The 24,163-nt window shown below is 60.9% G+C and carries 19 protein-coding genes and 2 rRNA genes (1 of these 21 cut by a window edge); 9 read left to right on the top strand and 12 right to left on the bottom strand.

The window, feature by feature from the left end; translation table 11 throughout:
- Positions 1-4: 4 nt before the first annotated feature.
- The 3 genes from C4J83_RS03520 to C4J83_RS03510 all read right to left on the bottom strand — a co-directional run bounded on the left by C4J83_RS03520 (position 5) and on the right by C4J83_RS03510 (position 3,366).
- Positions 5-1,111 (bottom strand): efflux RND transporter periplasmic adaptor subunit, encoded by a 1,107-nt coding sequence (locus C4J83_RS03520; RefSeq protein ID WP_124416355.1) that lies wholly within the window; start codon positions 1,109-1,111, stop codon positions 5-7.
- An 18-nt stretch (positions 1,112-1,129) separates the two neighbouring features.
- A complete protein-coding gene (locus tag C4J83_RS03515; RefSeq protein WP_119736380.1) occupies positions 1,130-2,350 on the bottom strand; it encodes a TolC family protein in 1,221 nt (406 codons plus the stop codon).
- 110 nt (positions 2,351-2,460) lie between these two features.
- Positions 2,461-3,366 (bottom strand): cation diffusion facilitator family transporter, encoded by a 906-nt coding sequence (locus tag C4J83_RS03510; RefSeq protein ID WP_124416354.1) that lies wholly within the window; start codon positions 3,364-3,366, stop codon positions 2,461-2,463.
- Positions 3,367-3,582: 216 nt separating this feature from the next.
- Between C4J83_RS03510 and C4J83_RS03505 the strand changes: the two genes are divergently transcribed.
- Positions 3,583-4,953, top strand: a complete 1,371-nt coding sequence (locus tag C4J83_RS03505; protein ID WP_106578515.1) for a GntT/GntP/DsdX family permease — start codon at positions 3,583-3,585, stop codon at positions 4,951-4,953.
- Positions 4,954-4,956: 3 nt separating this feature from the next.
- Here the strand turns inward: C4J83_RS03505 and C4J83_RS03500 are convergent, their stop codons facing one another.
- Positions 4,957-6,246 carry an MFS transporter gene (locus C4J83_RS03500; protein ID WP_124416353.1) on the bottom strand — a complete coding sequence of 430 codons (1,290 nt, stop codon included), beginning with the start codon at positions 6,244-6,246 and terminating at the stop codon, positions 4,957-4,959.
- 185 nt (positions 6,247-6,431) lie between these two features.
- Between C4J83_RS03500 and C4J83_RS03495 the strand changes: the two genes are divergently transcribed.
- The 4 genes from C4J83_RS03495 (at position 6,432) to C4J83_RS03480 (ending at position 11,712) form a co-directional block, all read left to right on the top strand.
- A complete protein-coding gene (locus tag C4J83_RS03495) occupies positions 6,432-7,850 on the top strand; it encodes a short-chain fatty acid transporter (RefSeq protein ID WP_106578513.1) in 1,419 nt (472 codons plus the stop codon).
- Between the two features lie 200 nt (positions 7,851-8,050).
- Positions 8,051-9,751: an acid phosphatase gene (locus tag C4J83_RS03490; protein WP_106578512.1), complete on the top strand. Its 1,701-nt coding sequence runs from the start codon at positions 8,051-8,053 to the stop codon at positions 9,749-9,751.
- A 122-nt stretch (positions 9,752-9,873) separates the two neighbouring features.
- Positions 9,874-11,043 (top strand): hypothetical protein, encoded by a 1,170-nt coding sequence (locus C4J83_RS03485; RefSeq protein WP_106578511.1) that lies wholly within the window; start codon positions 9,874-9,876, stop codon positions 11,041-11,043.
- A gap of 144 nt (positions 11,044-11,187) precedes the next feature.
- Positions 11,188-11,712, top strand: a complete 525-nt coding sequence (locus C4J83_RS03480; protein ID WP_106578510.1) for an SET domain-containing protein — start codon at positions 11,188-11,190, stop codon at positions 11,710-11,712.
- On the opposite strand, the gene can is transcribed toward C4J83_RS03480, so the two are convergent.
- Positions 11,709-12,353, bottom strand: coding sequence for a carbonate dehydratase (can, locus tag C4J83_RS03475; RefSeq protein ID WP_010213394.1), 645 nt, complete (start codon positions 12,351-12,353; stop codon positions 11,709-11,711). The genes C4J83_RS03480 and can overlap by 4 nt on opposite strands.
- A gap of 139 nt (positions 12,354-12,492) precedes the next feature.
- Between can and C4J83_RS03470 the strand changes: the two genes are divergently transcribed.
- On the top strand, positions 12,493-12,897 hold the full coding sequence (locus C4J83_RS03470; RefSeq protein ID WP_119736368.1) for a serine kinase/phosphatase: 405 nt from the start codon (positions 12,493-12,495) through the stop codon (positions 12,895-12,897).
- A gap of 119 nt (positions 12,898-13,016) precedes the next feature.
- Here C4J83_RS03470 and rimI read toward each other — a convergent pair whose 3' ends face one another.
- Positions 13,017-13,469, bottom strand: a complete 453-nt coding sequence (rimI, locus tag C4J83_RS03465; protein ID WP_003188286.1) for a ribosomal protein S18-alanine N-acetyltransferase — start codon at positions 13,467-13,469, stop codon at positions 13,017-13,019.
- The gene (locus C4J83_RS03460; protein WP_106578508.1) at positions 13,462-14,205 is read right to left on the bottom strand and encodes an energy transducer TonB; all 744 of its coding nucleotides are present in this window, start codon (positions 14,203-14,205) and stop codon (positions 13,462-13,464) included. The genes rimI and C4J83_RS03460 overlap by 8 nt, the downstream gene beginning before the upstream one ends.
- A 187-nt stretch (positions 14,206-14,392) precedes the next feature.
- Here C4J83_RS03460 and mksB point away from each other — a divergent pair, with 187 nt between their 5' ends.
- Genes mksB through mksF form a run of 3 tightly spaced genes read left to right on the top strand, consistent with a single transcriptional unit; the run spans position 14,393 to position 19,204 of the window.
- Entirely contained in the window at positions 14,393-15,670 is a 1,278-nt protein-coding gene (mksB, locus tag C4J83_RS03455) for an Mks condensin complex protein MksB (RefSeq protein ID WP_106578507.1), read from the top strand.
- Entirely contained in the window at positions 15,660-16,367 is a 708-nt protein-coding gene (gene mksE / locus C4J83_RS03450; protein ID WP_119736366.1) for an Mks condensin complex protein MksE, read from the top strand. The genes mksB and mksE overlap by 11 nt, the downstream gene beginning before the upstream one ends.
- Positions 16,364-19,204, top strand: coding sequence for an Mks condensin complex protein MksF (mksF, locus tag C4J83_RS03445; RefSeq protein ID WP_106578505.1), 2,841 nt, complete (start codon positions 16,364-16,366; stop codon positions 19,202-19,204). Before mksE ends, mksF begins: the two co-directional genes overlap by 4 nt.
- 172 nt (positions 19,205-19,376) lie before the next feature.
- Here mksF and C4J83_RS03440 read toward each other — a convergent pair whose 3' ends face one another.
- From C4J83_RS03440 to C4J83_RS03420, 5 genes are all read right to left on the bottom strand, one after another.
- Positions 19,377-21,680 carry a PqiB family protein gene (locus C4J83_RS03440; protein ID WP_106578504.1) on the bottom strand — a complete coding sequence of 768 codons (2,304 nt, stop codon included), beginning with the start codon at positions 21,678-21,680 and terminating at the stop codon, positions 19,377-19,379.
- On the bottom strand, positions 21,673-22,296 hold the full coding sequence (locus tag C4J83_RS03435; RefSeq protein WP_106578503.1) for a paraquat-inducible protein A: 624 nt from the start codon (positions 22,294-22,296) through the stop codon (positions 21,673-21,675). The genes C4J83_RS03440 and C4J83_RS03435 overlap by 8 nt, the downstream gene beginning before the upstream one ends.
- A complete protein-coding gene (locus tag C4J83_RS03430; RefSeq protein ID WP_119736363.1) occupies positions 22,283-22,942 on the bottom strand; it encodes a paraquat-inducible protein A in 660 nt (219 codons plus the stop codon). The genes C4J83_RS03435 and C4J83_RS03430 overlap by 14 nt, the downstream gene beginning before the upstream one ends.
- 359 nt (positions 22,943-23,301) lie before the next feature.
- Positions 23,302-23,417: ribosomal RNA gene (gene rrf / locus C4J83_RS03425) — 5S ribosomal RNA — on the bottom strand.
- Between the two features lie 167 nt (positions 23,418-23,584).
- Positions 23,585-24,163: ribosomal RNA gene (locus C4J83_RS03420) — 23S ribosomal RNA — on the bottom strand (it continues 2,313 nt past the right edge of the window).

Genomic DNA, 24,163 nt, shown 5'->3' with positions numbered 1-24,163 from the left:
AGGATCAATGGGCGTGCTCGGCCGAGCCTTTACCCAGTTCGGACTTGAGGATGAAGCTGCCTTCGGTCGCCACTTGCGCACCGGCTTCCAGGCCTTGGCGCACTTCGACGTAGCCGTTTTCACTCACGCCCAGTTCGAGGTGGCGGGTGATGAAACCGTCCGCCGTGCGCACGAATACCGAGGGTTTGTCCTCGACTGTCTGGATGGCGGTTTGCGGCACGGTGACCTTGGCCTGGTAGGTGTCGGTGGCCAGTTGCACAGTCACAAACAACCCTGGCCGCCAGGCATCGTCGGGGTTGGGCACAGTCACGCGCACGGTAGCGGTGCGCGTCTGCTCGCCGAGCAGGTTGCCGACGTAGGCCACGGTGCCTTGAACGTCGGTGCCCATTTCCGTGGAGCTGACCTTCACCGGTTTACCGACGCGCACCTTTTTCAGGTCCTTGGGAAACACGCCGAACGTGACCCACACCTGGGACAAATCCGAGAGCGTGAAGGCGTTGCTGGTTTCGCCTACCACTTCGCCCACGCCCAGGTGCTTTTCCACCACCACACCGGCGAATGGCGCGCGCAGCTCGTAGCGATTACCGCCGGCCAGTACGGCGCTGCCGCTGAGCGCCGTCATCTTCTGACGCGCGTTGTTCAGCGCGATTTCCGCTTCCTGCAAGGTCTGGCGCGCCAGCAGGTAATCCTGCTCGGCGGAGATTTCGTCCTTCCACAGCTGGCGCTCACGCTCAAAGGTGGTACGCGCCAGCTCGACGCGTCGCTCGCTGGCGGCCAACTCGCTGCGCTGGTCGGAAATCTGCTGGCTGGCGATCACGGCCAACACCTCGCCCTTTTTCACCGACTGGCCAAGGTTGACCTTTACCGCCTCCACCACACCGGCCGCACGCGGCACGATGTGCGAGGTACGGTCCTCGTCGAAACGCACTTCTCCCGGCAACGTCAGCAGCGTGCTGATCGCCCGCGGTTGGGCTTGGGCGAGCTGAATACCGGCCGCCTGGATCTGTTGCTCGGTGAGTTCGAGTGTGCCTTCCTCCTCCTCGGCCTGTGCAAAACCAGACAGCATCAGGCTCAGGGCGACGGCGAGCGCCACACCGTGTTTAGGCTTCATAAAAGACTCCAGAAAAGATCAAAACCGGGCGAGGTCGCCGTAAATACGTTCGATGCGCACCCAGGCGTCGGTCGCCTGAGCGGTCGCCACCAGGTATTGGGTGCGGGCTGCGATCAAGGTGCGCTGGGCGTCGAGCACGTCGAGGAAGTTGAACTTGCCCATCTCGAAGCCACGGGTGGCGTTGTCCACCGCGCTCTGGGCGGCGGGCAGGATGTGTTGGTTGAATGCGCGCACTTCGGTATCGGCGGTTTGCCACAGGTCCAGGGCCTGGCGGGTTTCGGTGCGCAGGCGCAGTTCGACCGCGTTACGCAAGTCGCGGGCTTGGTCGGCACGGCGGCTGGCGGCGAGCACATTGCCCTGGTTGCGGTTGAACAGCGGGATCGGCATCGACACGCCCACCAGGTTCACGCGTTCACGCACGCTGGCGTCGTACTGGCTGCCGATGGACACATCGAGGTCGGGAATCCGCTGGGCCTTTTCCAGGCCCACGCTGGCTTCGCTTTGAATAATGTGCAGGTCGGCCAGGCGCAGTTCGGTGGTTTGCTCAAGCCGCGCGAGCAGTTGCGCGGCGGCCGGCAAGGGCGGCGCGGATTGGCTTTGCGCGGCCACGGCCTCAAAGTCAGGCGTGGCGCTGCCGGTGCTGGCGGCCAGGCGCCGATAGGCATCGCTGAGGCCGATTTGCGCGCGGTTCAATTCCAGGCGGATCTGCGACACCTGCACCTGCGCGCGCGTGGTTTCCACCGGCGATGATTTGCCGGCGGTGACGCGACCTTTGGCGACCACCAGGCCACGCTCGGCCAGGGCCATCGAGCGTTGCGCCAAGTCGAGGCGCTGCTGGGCACGCAAAGCACTGTAGTAACTGTCGATCACGTCGGCGCGCAGGCCATTGCGACGCTGCTCCAGGGTCAGCGCCGCGGCGTCCTGGGCGCGCGTCGCGACGTCAATGCGCGCGCCACGTTTGCCGCCCAGTTCCAGGGTCTGGCTGAGTTTGAGGGTGGTTGTGCGCGTGCTGCGGCGAGTGTCTTCGGCATCCCAGGAAGCCACCGGGTTGGGGATCAAGCCGGCCTGCTGGCGACCGCCCTGGGCAATGTCGATTTCCCATTGCGCAGCGGCCAGGTCAGGGTTGTTGGCGAAGGCGGCTTGCAGGGCTGCATCCAGAGAGAGGGTTTGCGCCTGGGCAGCGCCTGCGGCCACCCACAACGCTGCTGCCCCCAAAAGTGTTCTAACGGAAAGTGCCATAACGAAAGTTCCACGCCCATGAAGTCGCTGAGATTTCCCAGCGGGGGGCAATGTAGCTTTCGGTACTTATCAGGGCCGTGGGCGAAACATTACAAATCCGTTAGCCGGGCTCAGGCATGCACCTCGTCATGCTCGTCGTGCACAAAACCTTCGCCTTCCACCTGAATCGTGGCGTGGGAAATATCGAATTGTTCGTGCAGCAATTCCGTCACCTGACTAAGGATTTTTTGCTCCGTGTTCAGCGCAGCATCCGCCACCAAGTGCGTGCTCAGCACATTCTTGCCACTGGTCAGGGCCCAGATATGCAGGTCGTGCACGTCCTTGCCCCCCGGCACACCGCGAATGGCCTGCTCGACCTGATCGATATCGATGCCGTCCGGCACGCCCTGCAGCAGCACGTTCATGCTTTCCTTGAGCAGCGTCCAAGTGCGCGGCAACACCCAGAAACCAATCGCCGCCGCCACCACCGAGTCAACCCAGCCCCAGCCGGTGAACATGATCACCACTGCCGCGATCATCACGCCGATGGAACCGAGCATGTCGCTCCAAACCTCCAGATATGCGCCCTTCACATTCAGGCTTTCACCGCTGGCGGCACTGAGCAGTTTCATCGAGATCAGGTTGACGATCAGCCCCAAAAACGCAATCACCAGCATGCCGGTTGACTGGATCTCAGCCGGTGCCTGCAGCCGTTGATAGGCCTCATACAGAATGTAAAACGCCACGCCAAACAACAGCAGCGCATTGAACGCCGCCGCGAGGATCTCGAAACGCGCGTAGCCAAAGGTGCGCTTGCGGTCGGCCGCGCGCTTGGCGACCTGGATGGCCACCAGAGAAATCGCCAGCGCCAGGGCGTCGGTCATCATGTGCGCGGCGTCGGACAGCAGCGCCAGGCTGCCGGTGATAAACGCGCCGATCACCTCAGCAATCATGAAGCTGCTGGTCAGCCCCAGGGCGATCCATAGAAGACGCTCGTGGCCGGCGCGTACCTGGCCGTGGTTATGTCCTGCGCTCATGAAAATTCCTCGATAAGTGGGGTTCGTTGATCATAGAGCTATAGGCCAGATGCCCGCGCAGGGGTTGCAAATTTGTCATCCGCGCGACAGCTCGTCGTTATATCGCGCGCACCAAAATCGCACATGGACGCTCTGCAACAGTTCTATCAGGTATGCTTTTCGAGCAGGAAACAAAAAGAAACAAATTAGCCAACCTGTTCGATAAGGAGTCCCGTTTTGGAGTTATCGACTGCCGCGTGGATGGTTCACGACACCCGTCTCATGTTCTGCGTTCTGCTGGCCATCGCCAGCATCATTGTGTTGATCAGCGCGACCAAGCTGCCGCCATTTTTATCGATTCTGATCGGTACGTTTATCGCCGGCGTCGGCGCGGGGTTGCCGCCGGAAGAAGTCGCCAAGGCCTTCAGCAAAGGCGCCGGGGCGATCCTCGGTGAGGCCGGTATCATCATTGCTCTGGGCTCGATGCTCGGTGCGTTAATGGCCGAATCCGGCGCCGCCGACCGTATCGCTACCACCTTGCTCGGGCTGGGCAAAGGCAAGTCGTTGCCTTGGGTGATGGCATTGGTGGCGATGGTGATTGGCTTGCCGCTGTTCTTCGAAGTCGGGCTGGTGATGATGGTGCCGATCATCTTCGTAATGGCCAAACGTTCGAATCAGCCGCTGCTGAAAATCGCCATTCCGGCGCTGGCGGGCATGACCACCTTGCACGCCCTGATGCCACCGCACCCGGGGCCGCTGATTGCGGTGAGCGCATTGCACGCCGACTTGGGCCTGACCATGTTGCTGGGCTTCTGCCTGGCGGTGCCAGCAGTGATTCTCGCGGGCCCGCTGTATGGCAACTGGCTGTCCAAGCGCATGCAGGTAGATGAACCGGCCGACATCGGCGCGCTGTTCAGCGCACCGCCCAAGGCACCGCGCCAGCCGAGTTTCGGGGTGTCGTTGCTGATCATTTTGTTGCCGGTGATTTTGATGCTCGGCAGCACCTTGGCCAAAGTTGCGATGGCGCCGGAAAACCCGCTGGCACTGACCTTGAAGTTTCTCGGTGAACCGCTGATCGCCCTCGGCCTGGCTGTCATCGCCGCCGTGATCTGCCTGGGTTGGGCCGCCGGCATGCCACGCGCCGAGGTCGGCAACACGCTGCGCAAAGCCCTCGCGCCCATCGCCGTGTTGCTGTTGACCATCGGCGCCGGCGGCGGCCTCAAGCAAACGTTGCTGGATGCCGGCGTCAGCCAGACCATCAGTAAAGTCGCCGAAGGCGCGCACATGCCGTATCTGCTGCTGGCCTGGTTGATTGCCGTGGCCCTGCGCCAGGCCACTGGTTCGGCGACCGTCGCCACGACAACCACGGCGGGCATTCTCGCGCCGATGATGGCGGGGTTGGCGGCGACACAGAGTTCACTGGTGGCGCTGGCGATTGGTGCCGGCTCGGTGTTCTTCTGTCACGTCAACGACGCCGGGTTCTGGATGGTGCGCGAGTACTTTGGCTTGCAATTGAAGCAGACGATCTGGGTGTGGTCGGTGCTGCAAACCATCGTTTCCGTGGTGGGGCTGGTCGGCACGCTGTTGCTCTGGCACTTTCTGACCTGAGCCTCAGGTAACCAAGGTGTGGCGCTTGCCAAACAGCGCCACACTCGCCACCCCGACCGCGCCCATCACCACGCAATAGCCCACGCAAATCCACGGGCGCGTGGGCATCAGCGCGATCAGCAACAACGGCGTGGTACTCGCCCACAACGCGTAGGCAATGTTGTAGGTGAAGGAAATCCCCGACACTCGCACATGCGCCGGAAACAGGCCGACCATCACCGACGGCACCGCGCCCACCACGCCACAACTCAAGCCCGCCACGGCGTACGTCGCGCCCAGCCACACGCCGCCGTTGATAAGGCTCGCGTACAGCAGCGCAATCCCCACTGGCAGCAACAGGCTGTAGACCAGCACCGCGCGCCAGGCGCCGATGCGGTCCACCAGCAGGCCGGCGAGGACGCAGCCGATATTCAGAAAAACAATACCCAGCGCGCTCAGGGCGAAGGTGTGGCTGGGGCTCATGCCGAAGGTTTTTTGCATCAGGGTCGGGGTGATGACGACCAGCACCACCACGGCCGAGGTGAGCACGCAGGTGAGGATCATGGCCGGCAGCAGCACGGCGCGATGGTCGCGCAGCACGGTGCGCAGCGGCAGTTCGGCGGCCGCCTGACGGCGGGCCTGCATGTCGAGGAACACCGGAGTTTCACTGAGCCAGCGGCGCAGCCACACGCCGATCACGCCGAATACGCCACCGAGCAGGAACGGGAAGCGCCAGGCGTAATCGAGGATTTCGGCTGGGGTGAAGACTTGCGCCAGCAGCGTGGCAGTGAGTGCGCCCAGCAGGTAGCCGAAGGTCAGGCCGGCTTGCAGGAAACCCAGCGCGTAGCCGCGATGATGACGCGGTGCGTGCTCGGCAACGAAGGTCCAGGCGCTGGGTACTTCGCCGCCCACTGCGGCGCCTTGCAGCACGCGCAGCACCAACAGGATCAGCGGGGCGAAATAGCCGATTTGCGCGTAGGTCGGCATGATCCCGATCAGCAGGCACGGCAACGCCATCATCAGGATGCTCAGGCTGAACACGCGTTTGCGCCCCAGGTGGTCAGCAAAGTGCGCCATCAGGATGCCGCCCAGCGGGCGCGCCAGGTAGCCGGTCACGAAGATGCCGAAGCTTTGCAGCAGGCGCAGCCACTCGGGCATTTCGGGCGGGAAAAACAGTTGGCTGAGGGTCAGCGCAAAGAATACGAAGATGATGAAATCGTAGATTTCCAGGGCGCCACCAAGGGCGGCCAGGCCCAGGGTTTTGTAGTCGGAGCGGGAAAAACGCTGCGCCTGTGGGGAAAAGGTGGCAGTCATGTGCAAGCTCGGCAGACAAACAAAATGACGTGCAGGTTATGAGTTGAGTCCGGTGATGGCAATCGCGACGGATATATTTGTTTTACTCATGGATCGATGAAGATAACTGCATTCCCATATCAATGGCCGTAGCGGAACATGCCGTAAAACTGCCAACACCATAATAAATACAAGAGGAATGACTCGTGGCCGATGCTATCGAAGAAAGCCGCTATGCCCGATTTGCCCTGCGTTGCTCCAACTTTGCCGAACGCTGGTTTCCGGATTCCTGGGTGTTTGCCGCCCTCGCGGTGATCATCGTCGCCGTGGCAACCCTGGGCATGGGCGCCGCACCCACCGAAGCCGCCAAAGCCTTTGGTGACGGGTTCTGGAGCCTGATCCCATTCACCATGCAGATGGCCTTTGTGGTGATCGGCGGTTACGTGGTGGCCAGTTCGCCACCGGCGGTGAAACTGATTGACCGCCTGGCACGTATCCCCAAAAACGGCCGCTCGGCGGTGGCCTGGGTTGCATTGATTTCCATGGTCGCGTCCCTGCTCAACTGGGGCTTGTCGCTGGTGTTCGGCGGGTTGCTGGTGCGCGCACTGGCCCGCCGCACGGATTTACGCATGGATTACCGCGCAGCCGGTGCTGCGGCCTACCTGGGCCTGGGCGCGGTGTGGGCGCTGGGGCTGTCGTCGTCGGCCGCGCAATTGCAGGCCAACCCGGCCAGCCTGCCGCCGTCGATCCTGTCGATTACGGGGGTGATCCCCTTCACCGACACGATTTTCCTGTGGCAATCCGGGGTGATGTTGCTGGCGCTGATCGTGGTCTCGTTGATCATCGCCTACGCCACCGCGCCCGGCCCGAACAGCGCCCGTGATGCAAAGGCCTGCGGCGTCGACCCGGCGTTCAACCTGCCTAAGCTTCAAGCGCCCACCCGCCCGGGCGAATGGCTGGAACATAGCCCGCTGCTGACTATTCTGCTGGCGTTGCTGGCGGCCGGTTGGCTGTTCCATGAGTTCTCGACCAAGCCGGCGATCAGCGCAATTTCAGGGCTCAACACCTATAACTTCCTGTTCATCATGGTCGGCGCACTGCTGCACTGGCGCCCGCGCAGCTTCCTCGATGCGGTGGCGCGCGCCGTACCAACCACCACCGGCGTGCTGATCCAGTTTCCGCTGTATGGCTCCATCGCGGCGCTGATGACGGTGGTCAAGGGCGGCGACGGCCAAACCCTGGCGCACCATATCTCGACCTTTTTCACCTCTATTGCTTCACACGACACCTACGCGCTGTTGATGGGCGTGTACTCGGCGGTGCTGGGCTTCTTTATTCCGTCGGGCGGCGGCAAGTGGATCATCGAAGCGCCTTACGTGATGCAAGTGGCCAACGACCTGCAATACCACCTGGGCTGGGCAGTGCAGATCTACAACGCGGCCGAGGCGCTGCCGAACCTGATCAACCCGTTTTATATGCTGCCGCTGCTGGGCGTGTTGGGGCTCAAGGCGCGGGATTTGATCGGGTTTTCGTTTGTGCAGTTGCTGGTGCACACGCCGCTGGTGTTGTTCCTGTTGTGGGCGTTAGGGACGACGTTGAAGTATTTGCCACCCGTCATGCCATAACAGGGTCAGGGTGGAAGCGGGCTTGCTGGCAAAAATGCGCGGGGTCAGTGAAACGGTTGACCGACACAGCGCTTTGGCGAGCAAGCCCGCTGCCCTATTTCGATCTGCGGCTTTAACCCGGCTGTCTTCTTTTCGTCACATTGCGTTGCTACCGTCCTGCGAAATATCTTGAAACAACCACCGCGCAGGGACTCCCAGCAATGAGTGACGAGCACGAAGACCGCCCTTCCCCCGATTCCATCGCCCAACCGCCGGTAGACACCAGCCGCCGGCGTTTCCTGGGGGGCGCGGCAGTGCTGGGGGTCGGCGCGACCTTGAGTGCCTGCGGCCACACCGGTGAAACACCGAGCACACCGGTGACGCGACCGCTCACACCTCAAGAGCTGGACAAGGCCTTGCACGACCAGGTGAAAACCGTGGTGGTGATTTATGCCGAAAACCGCAGCTTCAACAATTTGTTTGCTGATTTCCCTGGCGTGGAAAAACCACTCTCGGCACTCTCCGGCGCCGAGGCCCAGCAACGCGACCGCGACGGCAGCCTGCTGACCAGCCTGCCGCCAACCTGGGGCGGTGTGTTGCAAGTCGGCCCGCAAAGCGTGGATGGGGTGACCTACCCCAGCGAAGTGCAATTCCAGGAAAACCTGCCCAACGCACCGTTCGCCCTCAAAGGCCCGAACGCCGAAGACCTGCCTTTGAGCCTGGTCACGCGCGATTTGTGGCACGTGTTCTACCAGAACCAGATGCAGATCAACGGCGGCAAGAACGACAACTTTGTGGCCTGGGGCGATTCCGGTGGCCTGGTGATGGGCCATTACGCCCAGAGCCGTTATTCCTTGCGCCTGTGGGATGTGGCCAAGGAGTTTGTGCTGTGCGACAACTTCTTTCAGGGTGCATTTGGTGGCTCGTTTCTTAACCACCAGTACCTGATCAGCGCCACGGCGCCGTTTTATCCAAACGCCGCGCAGTCGGTGGCCAAGGCGCAGATTGCCACGCTGCAAAGCGATGACCCTGCCGACCCGCGTCTCAAGCCGCTGGACAAGTCACCCGCCAGCGCCATGACCGGCCCACCGCAGTTTGGCCCCAGCGCACTGACGCCGGACGGCTACGGCGTGAACACCCTCGCCCCGCCGTACTGGCCGACCTGGATCCGCGACCCGCAAAACCCGGATTACTCCAAACCCGACCTGCCCAACGTGCTCGTGCCGCAAACCCACGAACACATCGGCGACAAGCTGTCGAAAAAGAACGTCGACTGGGCCTGGTACGCCGGGGCGTGGCAAGCGACCCTCGACCAGTTCAAGGATTCGGGCGGCATCCCGAAAATCCCCAACTTTCAGTATCACCACCAGCCGTTCAACTACTTCAAGCAACAAGGGCCAGAAAACCGCGCCGAGCGTGATAAACGCCTGCGCGATGGCGGCTTGGGTGATGAGGCCAGCACCAACACATTCTTCGCCGACGCCCAGGCCGGCAAGCTGCCTGCCGTGAGCTTCTATAAGCCTCAGGGCAACCTCAACATGCACGCCGGTTACGCCGACGTAGCCTCGGGCGATCGCCATATCGCTCGCGCCTTGAAAGTGCTGCAGGAAAGCCCGCAGTGGAAAAACATGGTGGTGGTGGTGACCGTCGATGAAAACGGCGGCTGGTGGGACCACGTGGCGCCGCCCAAAGGCGATCGCTGGGGCCCGGGCACGCGAATTCCGGCGCTGGTGGTGTCGCCGTTTGCGCGCAAAGGCACCGTGGACCACACGGTTTACGACACGGCATCGATCCTGCGTTTGATCACCAGGGTGTTCCAGCTGGAGAAACTGGACGGCCTCAAGCAGCGCGACGACGCGATGATTTCCCGCGGCCAGACGCCCATGGGCGATTTGAGCAACGCATTGCAATTCAAGGTGTAGGTTTTCTTATCCAATAGCGACACGCCTGGCGATTTAGCACGCGGTTTTCCTGGTCAGCCGCTACTGTGTGGAGGTGGGCTTTCACCCCGCGCAGACGGGCTTTCGCTGACAAGGAACCAACTATGTTCAAACCGACCAGGCTGTCCTTCACCTTGGTCGCACTGCTGGCCAGTGCGGTCGTACACGCCGATATCGAAGTACCACTGGGCAGCACGCAACGCGTCACCCAATTGTTCGCGTTTCCCAATAATTGCAACGTGATCTGCTTTCGGCCATGGACGCTGGAGCAGACCGCCGAGCACTACCTGAACCAGAGCTTGCAGCGCGACGGGTACAGCCGCGCCAAGGTCAGCGTGAAAACCCATGACGGCGAGGTCGTGGCGACCTTCAGCGGCGTACCCGACCACTACGGCCAGCCCCTCACCACGCTGCTCAACACCGCTGACCTGGCCTACCAAGGCGCCAGCAAGCTCAACACCGACGGCAAATGGGCCTACAACTGGTACCTGTTCCTGCCGCTGGGCATGGCCCTGGAAAACCGCAAAAGCATCGAGCTGCTGCACTTCCCGCCGGATTACTCGCTGACCCAGGCCCAGGATTACCTGGAATCGGCCACCACCGATCGCTGGGCCACGTTGCTCACCGACAACGGCATCCCGGCCACCGAAACCCCGGCCTACCAGACCATCATCGATATCGCCCCCATCGCCGCGCCGTCCAACGCGGGCAAGGACCTGGAAACGGTTTACAGCTATTTCACCGACTATCAGACCCGCATGGTCAAGGAGCTGAGCCTGCACGCCAACGGCTCATTGCCGATGGTGGCGTTCGGTGCGCCGGTGCGCAGCTGGATCAAACAACAGTATGGTCAGACGGTGGCGGTGCTGGGCCTGGCGCAGATCAGCCCGACCGAAGGCAAACCCGTGTCGGTGCTGGGCGCCAACCACCCCAGCTACATCTGGTACGCGGCAGACCCTGCCACCTACGACGGCAATGAACAAAAGGCCGACGAAGCCGGCTTGAAGGTGATGGGCCAGGATTTGAGCGCTGCCTGCTGGCAAGCCGGCATGGGGCAGAAGCCCGCCAGCGATCCGAATGTGTTGCTAAAGGCGTGCATGAACACCTGGCAGGTCACGCGCAAGGAGCAGACCTGTGAGCTGTTTTACACCTCGGTACGCAACCTGACCCCGGAACAGGCCAACGCCAAATGCGCCACGCCTACGATCAAGGCCCAGTTGAAACAGCTCAAAGGCGTGGTGCCGGCAGCGTCGCTCACCGCGCCAGCGCTATAAAACGCACAAACAAAACGGTTTCTACTGTCAGATTTGACAGTAGAAATCGAATTCAACTTGGGCGAGTCTGGGGCCGCACACATTCGCTGCAAGACTGGCCGTCAGACAACTCAGTAGGTCGATGCAGCCTAAGCCAGGAGAGTTATGAAAACTCAAGCCATGGATAAGGCTAAAACCAGCACAAAGGACTGTCTTTACCCTTTCAAAACCCTGCTTTTTGAACCGGGCTATCCTTCGACCGAGCAATTCCAGCCCATTCAGGACGCTAACGGATTGCCTGCCGGGGTCAAGGCTCGTATCGCCTTCGACAGCCGGGTGCGCATCGCCAAGGTTTCCGGCTACGCCGTGGGGGAGCGGCGCCCGCATACGCTGCAGCTATCGCCCCGTATCCACCTGTATGACTCTTGGTTCTGCGGCCTGTTGATGCACTCCTGTGACCCGAATGTATTTTTCGACACCACAGACCTGGAGCTCTGGACCGTACAGCCGATCGCTCCGGGCACCTTGCTGACGCTGGATTACGCCAGTACCGAGGACGCGCTGCCCCAGCAGTTCGCTTGCCTGTGCGGCGAGCTGAACTGCCGGGGCTGGATCACCGGCAACCAGGAGCCGTTAAACAGCGAAGGTCAGGCGTTCATGGCCCGGTGGCGTGAACGCAAACGACCTTAAGCTTCGCCCAACGGGCGTAGGCGGTATTGCGGCGGCAGCTGCTCAAAACCACTGATGGTGGTGTTCAAGCTTTTCCAGCGGCCATCCTTGATGCCATAGATGCAGCCATGAATCGACAGGCTCTGCCCACGGTGCCAGGCGTTTTGCACAATGCTGGTGTGGCCGACGTTGGCCACTTGCTGAATCACGTTCAGCTCGCAAAGGCGATCGACGCGCTCTTCTTCGGTCGGCAGCTGGGCCAGCAGGTCACGGTTTTCGTAATAAAGATCACGAATAGTGCGCAGCCAGCCGTCGATCAGGCCGAACTGGCGGTCCTGCATCGACGCGCGCACACCGCCGCAGCCATAGTGGCCGGTGACGAGGATGTGTTTGACCTTGAGCACATCGACTGCGTACTGGATCACCGACAGGCAATTGAGGTCGGTGTGCAGCACCACGTTGGCGACGTTGCGGTGCACGAACAGATCACCCGGCAACATGCCGACGATCTCGTTGGCCGGTACGCGGGCGTCGGAGCAACCGATCCACAGGTATTCCGGGGTTTGCTGGCGGGCAAGCTTGGCGAAGAATTCGGGATCTTCCTGTTTGATCGCGTCCGCCCAGCGTTCGTTGTTATCAAGCAGGTCTTGTAGTTCGTTCATCAGGGAAAGCCTCAGGAATGATGCGCAGCTGTGTGACAGACAACCGCTCGTCCGGGTCACGCCAAGCCGTAATTAGCTTGAATCTTTAGGGCGCCGTGCCTGTCCACACACTATAAGCCCCACAGTATGAGGATTGGCCATGACTGAATCACGACGTCCCTACGGCGCTACGCAGCCGGAACCGATTGACGATAACGAAGACCGCATGGGCTCGATGCGCGAGCTGGATTTTGACGAGGACGGACCGACCGCGGAAATCGGCGATGAGATCCCGGCAGGCGAGCGCGAGCACCTGATGCCCGACGAACGGGTACGCGAAGCCGGGATGACCGGGGCCTCTACGCAGGACCATGAGCCGACCGACGACGATATGAGCCCCGAAACCCTTATCCATGAGGACGGTGCGCGGGATGCGCGGGAAGAAGGCGAGGATAACCCGGCGGATTACGATCTAAGCATCGTCGATGAAGATGAGATCGGCGGCGGCAACGGGCTGGATGAGGCTGAGCTGGCCGACATCGACCCCGTCGACGGCAACCGCTGATACAGCGCGGTTCAACCTGTGGGAGCGGGCTTGCTCGCGAATGCGGTCGTTCAGTCAGTAAATTTTTGACTGATGCACCGTATTCGCGAGCAAGCCCGCTCCCACATTGGCGTGTGTATTCAGTCCACTAACGTGCAGGCCATCACAACGGCATCTTCGCGGCCACCCACGGCGGGGTAGTAATCGCGCCGACGGCCGATTTCGTTGAAACCGTAACGTTCGTACAGGCGAAACGCCCCCGTATTGCTGTCGCGTACTTCCAGGAAGCACTCGCGGGCATTGGCGGCATAAGCGCGGGACATCAAGTGTTCCAGCAACGCCAGGCCCAAACCCCGGCCCTGGTTTTCCGGCTTGACGGTAATGTTCAGCAGATGCGCTTCATCGAGGATGATCTGCACCACGCCGTGGCCTACCTGCTGCTCACCTTCAAACATCAACCAGATCTGGTACTTGCCCAAGCCGTCGAGAAAAATCCCGCGGGTCCAGGGATGGCTGAACGCCGCGTATTCAATCTTCAGTACAGCGTCGAGGTCCGCCTCGGTCATTGGGCGGAAAGATAAAGCTTCACTCATCGGTACTTTTCCAGCGCGCCATCAGCCGGCGCATGGCTTGCCATACATCAGCCTTACGCTGTGGCTCTTCCATTAATAATTCCAGGCCCGGCAGGGCCCACACCGACCCAAGGCCTTCGACCTGCAGTTCACGGTACCAGGCCTCGGCATTCGCCTCGCCGGCAAACCGCACGGCGGGCAGGCCGATCAACCACAGGCACACGCACGGCTCGTCTTCGAGGCGCGCCGAAACAAAACCTTGCACAAAATCCCGCGCGGCTTCCGGGCCCTGGTCCATGTTGCCACGCACCAGCAGCGGCCAGCGCACCGGATCGCCAACGATTTGCGGGCTGTCGGGCAGGCCGGCAGCACGCAGCATGTCCTTGAGCAGCATGTAAGCCGGGTCGCGCGTCTGGAAGCGCTCGCCTGTGGGTAACTCCACCAATAGCAGACAACGCCCGGCCCGCAGCAATTGCAGGGCAAAGCGCGGCGGCGGCACCACCGGCGCCTTGGCCACCGGCGCAACCGTTTCGGCCACCACCGGCTTGGCCATTGGCGCCGGGCGCGGCACTTCGACCTTCACCCGCTCGACGACAGGGCGCGATTCAGGCGTGGGCTTGACCACGGCCACCGGCGCAGCCGCCTCTTCCCCCGACACGTCGAACGCCTCATAAGGCTCAAGCGCCTGCAGCAGCTCGGGCCGCGATGGGGCGGCAAACGGCAGTTCGGTGCGGGGCAGCCAGTTGACCACCTGCATGGCGGTCAAGTAAGCGCGACGTCGGGACTCGATAAGCACAGCTCGGCCACTTGTGGATAACTAAAGAGCGGGGATTCTACCGCTGTTCGGTAACAATCGCCCACTGTGCACTGACCGGCTGTGGATAAATCCCGCGCCTGATGCAGTACAATCGCGACTTTTAATCGCCAACCAGCCGGCCATTCCCATGATCGAACCCAAGCGCGTCCTGCGCGCCCTCGCCGAACACTGGGCCTTACTTGAGCCACTGTGCGAACACTTCGACCAAGGCACCTTGAGCCTTGGCGAACTGCGCGCGCAACTGGCCGCCCAACAACTGGACAGCACGCCCCAGGACATCACCAGCCTGCTGGACGTGTGGATTCGCCTGGATATCCTGGTGCCTGTCGCCAAGAGCCCGAACCGTTTCGAGCTCAACGCACAGATCCACGACTTCCTGGCCTATCTTCGCAAGGAGCACCGGCTTGGCCTGTGCCTGGAAATTGAAGCCTACCTGCGCCACCTCGAGCGCCTGGCCGGCTACATTCAGGACGCCTTCGACATCCGGGATGGCCACGACCTGGCCCGCCAACTGCGCCTGCTGGACATGCGCGTACGCGATGTATTGAAAAAACTCGCCAACGACGAGCAAGCCCTCGCGGCCGTGGCCGACCGCGCCAAGACCAGCGACCGGCAGATTCCGTTGCGCCAGCGGTATGCCGAAGTGCTGGCGACCTGGGACGAATACGTCGAGCCGATGATCCAGCTGGTGAACGCCGACGGCGCCTTTGAACAAGGCGTGCGCAAGGTCGAAAACGTGCTGTTGCGCATGCTCACCGAGCAACAACGCCTCGGCCACCTGGTCGATGACGACATGCTGCTGCGCACCCACGCGCGCATCCTCGAAATGCAGACCAGCGCCCAGTTGACCTTGCGTCATGCGCGCGAACTGCTGCTGCCGTTGCGTGAAGAAGCACGCCGGCACAACGCCGTGACCCGTGGCGCCGCGCTGGCCTTGTCGGCCATCCGCCGTAAAGGTCTGGACGCCGTGCCGCAAGCGGCGATGCCGATGTTCACGCGACCGCAAAGCACCTTTCTCGGCAGTGCCAGCCAGGTCGAGGCCTATGTGTACGCGCTGGCGAATTTCGAGCCGAAACCGGCGCGTTTCCCCAAGGCGCACAAATCCCACAAGGGCGACGCCCAGCGTGCACCGCGCACGGTCAAGGAAATGCTCGAGCGCTGCGAAGACGCGCTGCCGATGCCAGACCTGATGACCTGGCTGCTGGAGCAGGAACCGGACGGCGCCACCGACGAATTGTTGTACTGGTTCTCGCGGCTCTCGCGTGAAAAACGCTTCAAGCGCGAACGCCTGGAACGCCGCGACTACCACACACACGAGCACCAGGTCAGCCTGCGCTCCTTCGCCCTGCTCCCGGCCGGCACCGATGCCGCCGAGCATTCTGCGAGTACACCTCATGCATCTTGATCTATCCGAACTGTCCCAGCTGGCGCCGATCTTTCGCGAGCTGTTCAAGGGTTACCACGTCAGCCGCCGCGACCCGGAGCTGTACGCGCAACTGTCGAACTTCCAGGACCAGTACCGCACGCTGTTCAAGGCGCTGGGCTTTGAGCTGGTGTGCGATACACGCGGCTTCTATTACTTTGTGCCGGACTCGGCGATTGCCAGCGCGCAAGTGAACAAGACTGCCCAACGCCTGGCGCTGTTCACCTTCATCCTTGTCGAGCACCTGGCCGACCAGGGCCGCGACCCGATCGCCGTGCTCGACGGCGGCAGCCTGGGCCGCGACGAATTGCCGTCGTTGCTGGAGAAGTACCGCGATCTGTTTATCCAGGCCGAAGTGCAGACCCAGGAAGAACTTGAAGAAAAAATCATGCGCCGCATGACCCAGCTGGGTTTTGCCAGCGAAGACAACGGCGTGTATCGCTTCCTGCCGCCGATGCACCGTTTCCTCGACGTGTGCCTGTCGGTGCAGCAGGACCGCGACCTCGCCGCCAGTGTGCACAGCGTGCTGCCTTTGCCGGCGCCGGTGATCATCGACGAAGACAGCGATGAAAAACTGCTCAAGACCGACGACCCGCTGGACTTGAGCGACTTTGACGAAGAAAGCGAAGAAGACGCCCTGGCCCGCGCCATTGCCGAAGAACAGGAGACCGACGCATGAGCAAGGAACGCTACGGCATCCGCCGCTTCGCCCTATTGAACACCGCCGGTTACAGTTTGGGCCTGTTCCCGCTGGAAGAACCGTTGTCGGTGTACGGCGCGAACAACCTGGGTAAATCCGCCTCGATCAACGCCCTGCAGTTCCCGATTCTGGCGCGCATGTCGGACATGAGTTTCGGCAAGTACACCCTGGAGCAATCGCGGCGCTTCTACTTTGCCACCGACACCAGCTACATCCTCGTGGAAGTCTCGCTGCCCCACGGCCCGCACGTGATCGGCGTGGTCGGGCGTGGCCCGGGCGGTGGTTTCGGGCACCAGTTCTTTGCCTATGCCGGCAAGCTGGACCTGGCGCATTACCAGAAAAACGACACTTGCCTGCGTCAGAAAGAGCTGTTCACCAACCTTGAGCGCGAAGGCCTGAAAGCCTACGAGCTCAAGCCGGACGAACTGCGCCGTTTGCTGGTGGGCGGCCACACTTCGATCCCGCTGGACCTGACCCTGATTCCGCTGCGCTCCACCAGCGAGCAGAGCCTGAAAACCTTCCGCGCGCTGTTTATCAACCTGCTGCACATGCGCGAAATCACCGCGGCCAAGCTCAAGCAATTGTTCCTGGATGCCTTTGAACACAGCCTGCGTTCCGGCAGCGTGGACTACATCGCGGCGTGCGAAGAAGCGTTCCGTGATGTACGACGCATGGAGCAGGATTACAACTCGCTGGTGGCTGCCGGCCCGTTGGTTGAGGCGTTGGCCAATGGCGTTCGGCAGCGCGATGTTCTGCGCGGCAAACTGCATCGCCTGTCGCCCTTGCTGGATTCGTTGCTGGGCACCTGGTCGGACTACGCCAGCGCGCGCAAGGAAGAGCTGACGATCCAGGCCGAGCATTACCGCAATGAGCAGGACGCGCTGCAAAACGATCAGCGCGGTGGCACCCAGGAGCTGATGCGTCTGGAGCGGGAAATCAGCGGCATTCAGCGTTGGCTGGGCGAGCTGTCGGTGCTCAAGCATCGCTTCGCCCTGGTGGATGACGTCAAGGTGCTGGAGCAGCAGCTGCTGGCGGCCAAGGATGCTCACGATGAATTGGCGGGCGCCCTGGCGCAGTCGCGGCAGTTCAGCGCCGAGGATTTGGACGAGCGCTTGCGCGATCTGGAAAAACGCTTGAAGTCGGTCAAGCAGCAGCTCGACCACGCGGACAACAACAGCTACGCCAAACTGCGCGAAGAGTTTTCGCAGCAGGATGTCGAGCGTCTGATGCGCCTGTTCAACAGCTCGTTGTTCAGCCTGCCATTGGGCGAGCACGGCATTACGCTGGATGAGGACGGCCAGTGGGTCAAATCCCTGGAGCAGATCCTCGACGGCTTCAAAGGCGAGCGTTTCGAAGTGCCGGGGCTGTCCATCGACATCTCGCACATTGAGCCACCGGCGTTGCAGGCCCTGGCGGACCGCGCGGCGTTGCGCGACCAGAAAGAGCGCCTGGAAAAAGAACTCAAGCAACTCAAGACCCAGCAGGCCGTAGCCTCCGACCGCGCAGCCAGCAAGACCCAGACTGAAGCGCTGTACCAGCAAGTGCTGGATGCGCAGAAAGCGTTGGAGGACTTCCGTCGCGCCCAGACCCTGAGCGCTGAAGAAGGCGAGAAGCTGGAAAACCTGGCGCAAATGGAAGCCGCCCAGGATGAGTTGAAGCGCTCCAGCGACGCCTTCACCGAACGCGTGCAGCAGCTGTCGGCCAAGCTGCAATTGGTTGGGCGCCAGATTGGCGATATGGAAGCCAAGCAACGCACCCTGGATGACGCGTTGCGCCGTCGCCAGCTGCTACCGGCAGACTTGCCGTTCGGCACGCCGTTCATGGACCCGGTCGATGACTCCATGGATAACCTGCTGCCGCTGCTCAATGACTATCAGGACAGCTGGCAGGGTTTGCTGCGCGCCGACGGCCAGATCGAAGCCTTGTATGCGCAGGTTCGCCTTAAAGGCGTGGCCAAGTTTGACAGCGAGGATGACGTTGAACGTCGCCTGCAACTGCTGATCAACGCGTATGCGCACCGCACTGACGAAGCCCTGACCTTGGGCAAGGCGCGCCGTGCAGCCGTCACCGATATTGCGCGCACCCTGCGCAATATCCGCAGCGACTACGACAGCCTGGAACACCAGTTGGCCTTGTTCAACCGCGAGATCAACAAGCGCCAGGTGTCCAACCTGCAAAGCTTCCGCATTGTGCTGGCGCCGAACAAGGAAGCCCTCAAGCATATCGACCAGATCATCCACAGTGCCGGTCAGTATGAAGAAGGCGAGACGTTGTCGGTGTTTGACCTCAGCCAGAGCGCCGAGCAGGACAACAAGAACGAAGAGGCCAAGGAATACCTGGCCCGCCTTGTGGCCGCCAACCATAACCAGTTGGGCCTCAAGGACCTGTTCGAGCTGGCGTTCGAGATCACCAAGGTGCATGGCCAGCCGGTGATTCACACCGACATCGACGGCGCGGCATCCAACGGCACCACCATGACCATCAAGGCGCTGACCAACATGTACTTGTTGCTGCACTTGATGGACCGTGATCAGGCCGGGCGCGTGCGTTTGCCGTACTACCTCGATGAGGCAGCGGACATCGATGAGAAGAACCAGGCGGCGCTGCTGGAAACCAGTTTGCAGCTGGGTTTTGTGCCGATTCTGGCCAGTGTGAAGCCGCAGGTGTCCGCCCAGGTGGCGATCGACCTGGAAGGTGGCAGCGGGCCGAACGGCATCTACATTGATGAGGCGGACTGGAAGTACATCCGTCGTCACGATGCGGTAAAGGCGACCGTGAATGTGCAGGCGGATGAGCCGGAGCTGGATGAGGTTTGAGCCACTGAGCTGAAATGCAAAAAAGGCCCCTGGGTGAGCACCCAGGGGCCTTTTTTTTCGCCGGTTATGGCCTCTTCGCGGGCAATCCCGCTGCCACAGGTGACCGCATTTCTACAGGATAAATGCGCTTGAATGTGGGAGCCGGGCTTGCCCGCGATGGCCGCGCCTCGGTTTACTTGCCGAGCGAAATCTTAGGTGCCCACGTCAGCCATTCATCTTCAAACTTGTCGAACAGCGGGAAGGTCTGCTGCGGCCGGGCAGCATTGCCCATGCGCTCGCCGTCTGGCGTGGCGAAGGCAATACCGCCGGCGACCAGTGTCTCGAGGGATTCAGTGCGCACTGTCGCGCCTTTGAACAAGCCGAAGTCGAGACCGAAACCGCTGGTGTTCCAGAAGCGGCTGCCACTGCGCACCAGTGGCGCGTACTTGGGCTCGATCAAGATATGGATCAGCACGCGGTCGGCGGTTTGACCCAGCTCGTAGCCTGTGACTTTGCCGACGGTGACCTCACGGTAGGTGACCGGCACGCCTTCCTTCAACGAGCCACGGCGTGCGGCGCTGAGTACCAGGCTCAGGCCTTCCTCCTGACGGGCCGCCTCCGGTGGCTTGTCCAACGCGACGAAGCTCTTTTGTGGGCCGGCGTTTTTCGCAGATGGCTGCACCTCGATGTATTGGCCCGTGACCAGGGTTTCCAGGTTCGAGGTTTTCATCAGGCCCAACTCAGGCTTGACCACCCAGAACTGGCTGCCGGCGCGGGCGATCCGATCCGCCACTTGGGTGATGCGCGCGCTGAGCAACACCGACTGCATGTCGGCACTGAGGTCGACGCTTTCAATCTTGCCCACGTCCAGGCCTTTGAAGCGTACCGCGGTGCCGGGGCGCAGGCCGTCGGCACGATCGACCTTGATGGTCACCAGCGTACCGTGTTGATTGGCGGCCTCGCGATCGGCAAACAGACGGAAACGCGGGATACGTTTTTTCAGCGGCACGTTCGGTTCCGGGGTTTCGAAGGCAATACCGCCGGCCATCAAGCTGGCCAGGGATTCACTCTTGACCTGGATGCCCCCGGTGAGTCCGCCTGTCAGCGTGACGCCGCTGGCATTCCAGAAGCGCGTCGAACCGTTGACCAGGTTTTCGTATTCCTTCTCGATGTGGACACCGATCACCAATTGCTTGTTCTTGCGCGAGAACTGGTAGCTCTGTACCGAACCCACCTTGACCTGTTTGTAGAGGATCGGGCTGCCGACATCCAGCGAGCCTAGGCTGTCGGTGAACAACACCATGTGCAGGCCGGGGGAACGCAGGTCCAATGGTGGTGCCTTGGCCCGAGCGACGAATTCGCGCTGCGGCGCACTGCCCTTGTCGCCAGGGCGAATGGCGATGTAGTTACCTTTGACCAGCGCTTCCAGGCCGGTGATACCGGCAAGCGAGATGGACGGTTTGACCACCCAGAACTGGGTGTCTTGCACCAGGTAGTCTTCGGCAAGCGGGTCGAGGGTGAGCTCGGCATTGGCGCTGGACAGGTCAGGGTCAATCTTCAGGGTCTTCAGGCTACCGACCTGAATACCTTTGTACATGACCGGTGTGCGCCCGGCCTGCAGGCCTTCGAAGTCGGTGAGTTTGACCTTGACCTTGAGACCGGCCGCCGCTGCGTCGAAGTCTTCGTACAAGCGAAACGGCAGGCTTGGATCGGTGGGAGGGCTGTCCTTGCGGTTCTCGGGTGTAGCGAAAGCGATGCCGCCGGCAACGATGCTCGAGAGCGACTCGCTGCGCACCTTCACGCCGGAGAGATTGGCGTCGATGCTGATGCCGCTGGCGTTCCAAAAGCGCGTATGTTTGCGCACCAGGCTGGCGTAAGTGGGCTCGATGTAGACCTTGATCTCGACCGTACTCTGGTCTTCGGACAGCAGGTAGCTTTTGACCTGGCCAACCTGAATCTGCTTGTAGAACACCGGGCTGCCACGGTTGAGCGAGCCCAGGCGATCGGCCTTGATGGTCAGGTGCAAGCCGGGCTTGGCGTCGGATAAAGGCGGCTCTTCGGAAAGGGCCTTGAATTTGCGCGACGGCTCGCCGTCGCCAGGGCTGGCCGCAATGTAGTTACCCGAGACCAGGGTTTCCAGACCGGTGATACCGGCGAGGCTGACGCTGGGTTTGACCAGCCAGAAACGGGTGTTGGTCTTGAGGTATTGCTCCACATCCTTGTTCATCTCGATGGTGGCGATCACCCCGCGATTGTTGCCCTCGTCGTCCAGGGCCAGGGTCTTGACCTTGCCCACGGGCATGCCTTTGTAGACCACTTCGGTCTTGTTGGCCTGGATGCCTTCGCCACTTTCAAAGCGCACCTGGATCTCGATGCCTTGTTGGGAATAGGCACGCCATCCCAGCCAACCACCGATGATCAGGGCTATCAGGGGCAACACCCAAATGGCCGACCAGTTGGAGGCCGGGCGGGTTTTAGCTTTTGGCAAATCACTCATGGTCGTCGTCCGACTCCGTGTTGTCCCAAATCAGTCGGGGATCAAAAGTTACTGCGGCAAGCATCGTCAAGATCACCACACTGGCGAACGCTGCAGCACCGAGATTAGCCTCGACACTGGCAAGTCGCCCAAAGTTAACAACCGCTACCAGGATGGCGATCACGAAGATATCCAGCATGGACCAGCGGCCAATGAATTCGATGAAGCGGTACATGATAATCCGTTGTTGCGCGGACAGCGGCTGACGACGCTGCACCGAGAACAACAGCAGGCCAATGCCCACCAGTTTGAATGTCGGTACAAGAATACTGGCAATAAACACCACAGCAGCGATAGGGAACATGCCGTGCTGCACCAACTGGATCACGCCGGCCATGATGGTACTTGGATCGCCCTGGCCAAGGGAGTTGATGGTCATGATTGGTAACAGGTTGGCGGGGATATACAGGATCGCCGCCGTGATCAGTAACGCCCAGGTACGCGTAAGGCTATTGGGACGACGGGCGTGGACCAGCGCACCGCAACGGGTGCAGAGCTGCTCATCGGTGTCGGCTTCTTGCTTGTTCAGCTCATGGCATTCGGTACAAATCAGAATGCCTGCATCAATCGCCCGCATGATCATCCTCTCCTGACAACGCTTGCCAGATCTGGTGGGGCGACATCACCACCTCAAGCAGCACCTGAACCATTAATAGACTGACGAAACAGATAAGCCCCAGGCCGACCGTGATGGAGGCCATGTCGGCGAGTTTGACGATCGCCACGAGCACGCCCATCAGGTAGACCTCCAACATTCCCCAGTCTTTCAAGTGATGGTAAATGCGGTAGAGCAACAACCCATAGCTGCGGCCGATCTTCCAGCGAATGCTCAGCAGCACAGCCAATTGGCAGAGCAATTTGAGCAATGGGATGCCCATGCTGCACAGAAACACCACTGCGGCGACGCCCTGCATGCCGGTATCGAACAGACCTACAACGCCGCTCCAAACGGTGTCCTCTGAGGACTGCCCGAGTAGATTGAGCTGCATGATGGGTAAAAAGTTCGCGGGGATATACAGCAAAAGTGCGGCGATTACCAAGGCGAGGCTGCGCTCAACGACATTGTAGCGGTGAGCATAGAGCTCGTAACCGCAGCGTGCGCATTGAGCCTTTTCGCCTCGAGCGAGCGTGGGCTTGCGCATCAGCAAGTCGCACTCATGGCATGCCACCAGATCGTCCAGGGGTAAATCCGACACCGCTGGGGTATCAACCGGATCGGGCATAGTTAGGGCTCGAACTCTAAAAAAGGTTAGGTGCCTATTCTAATGGTCTGGTTCAGAAATAACTGTGCAAATTTGTCGGACGGATTCAACCGCTGGTCAAGCAGGCCGTCGCGGCATGCGGCGCAATAATGGGAGGACGTAGCGTTTGCTGATATTGGCGATTTCGGGGAGAGGGTTGGGCTTTTGTACGGCCGGGATTTAGCGCCCATGGCCCGGAGGTAGCGGGAAGTTTGGGAGCTGGGCCTATCAGGAAAGCACACATTATCGTTGGCGCATCGCGATGCCTTCATACCTGCACTTTTCGACCGCCCAAAACAAAGCCCCTGTTTGCGTTAGCAAACAGGGGCTCTGGAATTTAATCTTGACGATGACCTACTCTCACATGGGGAAACCCCACACTACCATCGGCGATGCATCGTTTCACTGCTGAGTTCGGGATGGGATCAGGTGGTTCCAATGCTCTATGGTCGTCAAGAAATTCGGGTACTGAGTCGTGACCAGATGGCCTCGCTTCAGCAAATTGGGTATGTGATAGCTTTCGGTGTTTGTGAGATTCGAACTTTCGGTTCATTTCGTCTTCACACACCGCAATCTGGTCTCTTTGCTTTTCAGCGCAGAGCATGCAAATTGCTTGGGTGTTATATGGTCAAGCCTCACGGGCAATTAGTATTGGTTAGCTCAACGCCTCACAGCGCTTACACACCCAACCTATCAACGTCGTAGTCTTCGACGGCCCTTCAGGGAACTCAAGGTTCCAGTGAGATCTCATCTTGAGGCTAGTTTCCCGCTTAGATGCTTTCAGCGGTTATCTATTCCGAACATAGCTACCCGGCAATGCCACTGGCGTGACAACCGGAACACCAGAGGTTCGTCCACTCCGGTCCTCTCGTACTAGGAGCAGCCCCTCTCAAATCTCAAACGTCCACGGCAGATAGGGACCGAACTGTCTCACGACGTTCTAAACCCAGCTCGCGTACCACTTTAAATGGCGAACAGCCATACCCTTGGGACCGGCTTCAGCCCCAGGATGTGATGAGCCGACATCGAGGTGCCAAACACCGCCGTCGATATGAACTCTTGGGCGGTATCAGCCTGTTATCCCCGGAGTACCTTTTATCCGTTGAGCGATGGCCCTTCCATACAGAACCACCGGATCACTAAGACCTACTTTCGTACCTGCTCGACGTGTCTGTCTCGCAGTCAAGCGCGCTTTTGCCTTTA

Source organism: Pseudomonas sp. LBUM920, assembly GCF_003852315.1.
In the GTDB taxonomy this organism is placed as follows: Bacteria; Pseudomonadota; Gammaproteobacteria; order Pseudomonadales; family Pseudomonadaceae; genus Aquipseudomonas.
The sequence above is the reverse complement of the archived record's forward strand: the minus strand, read 5'-3'. Positions and strand labels throughout refer to the sequence as shown.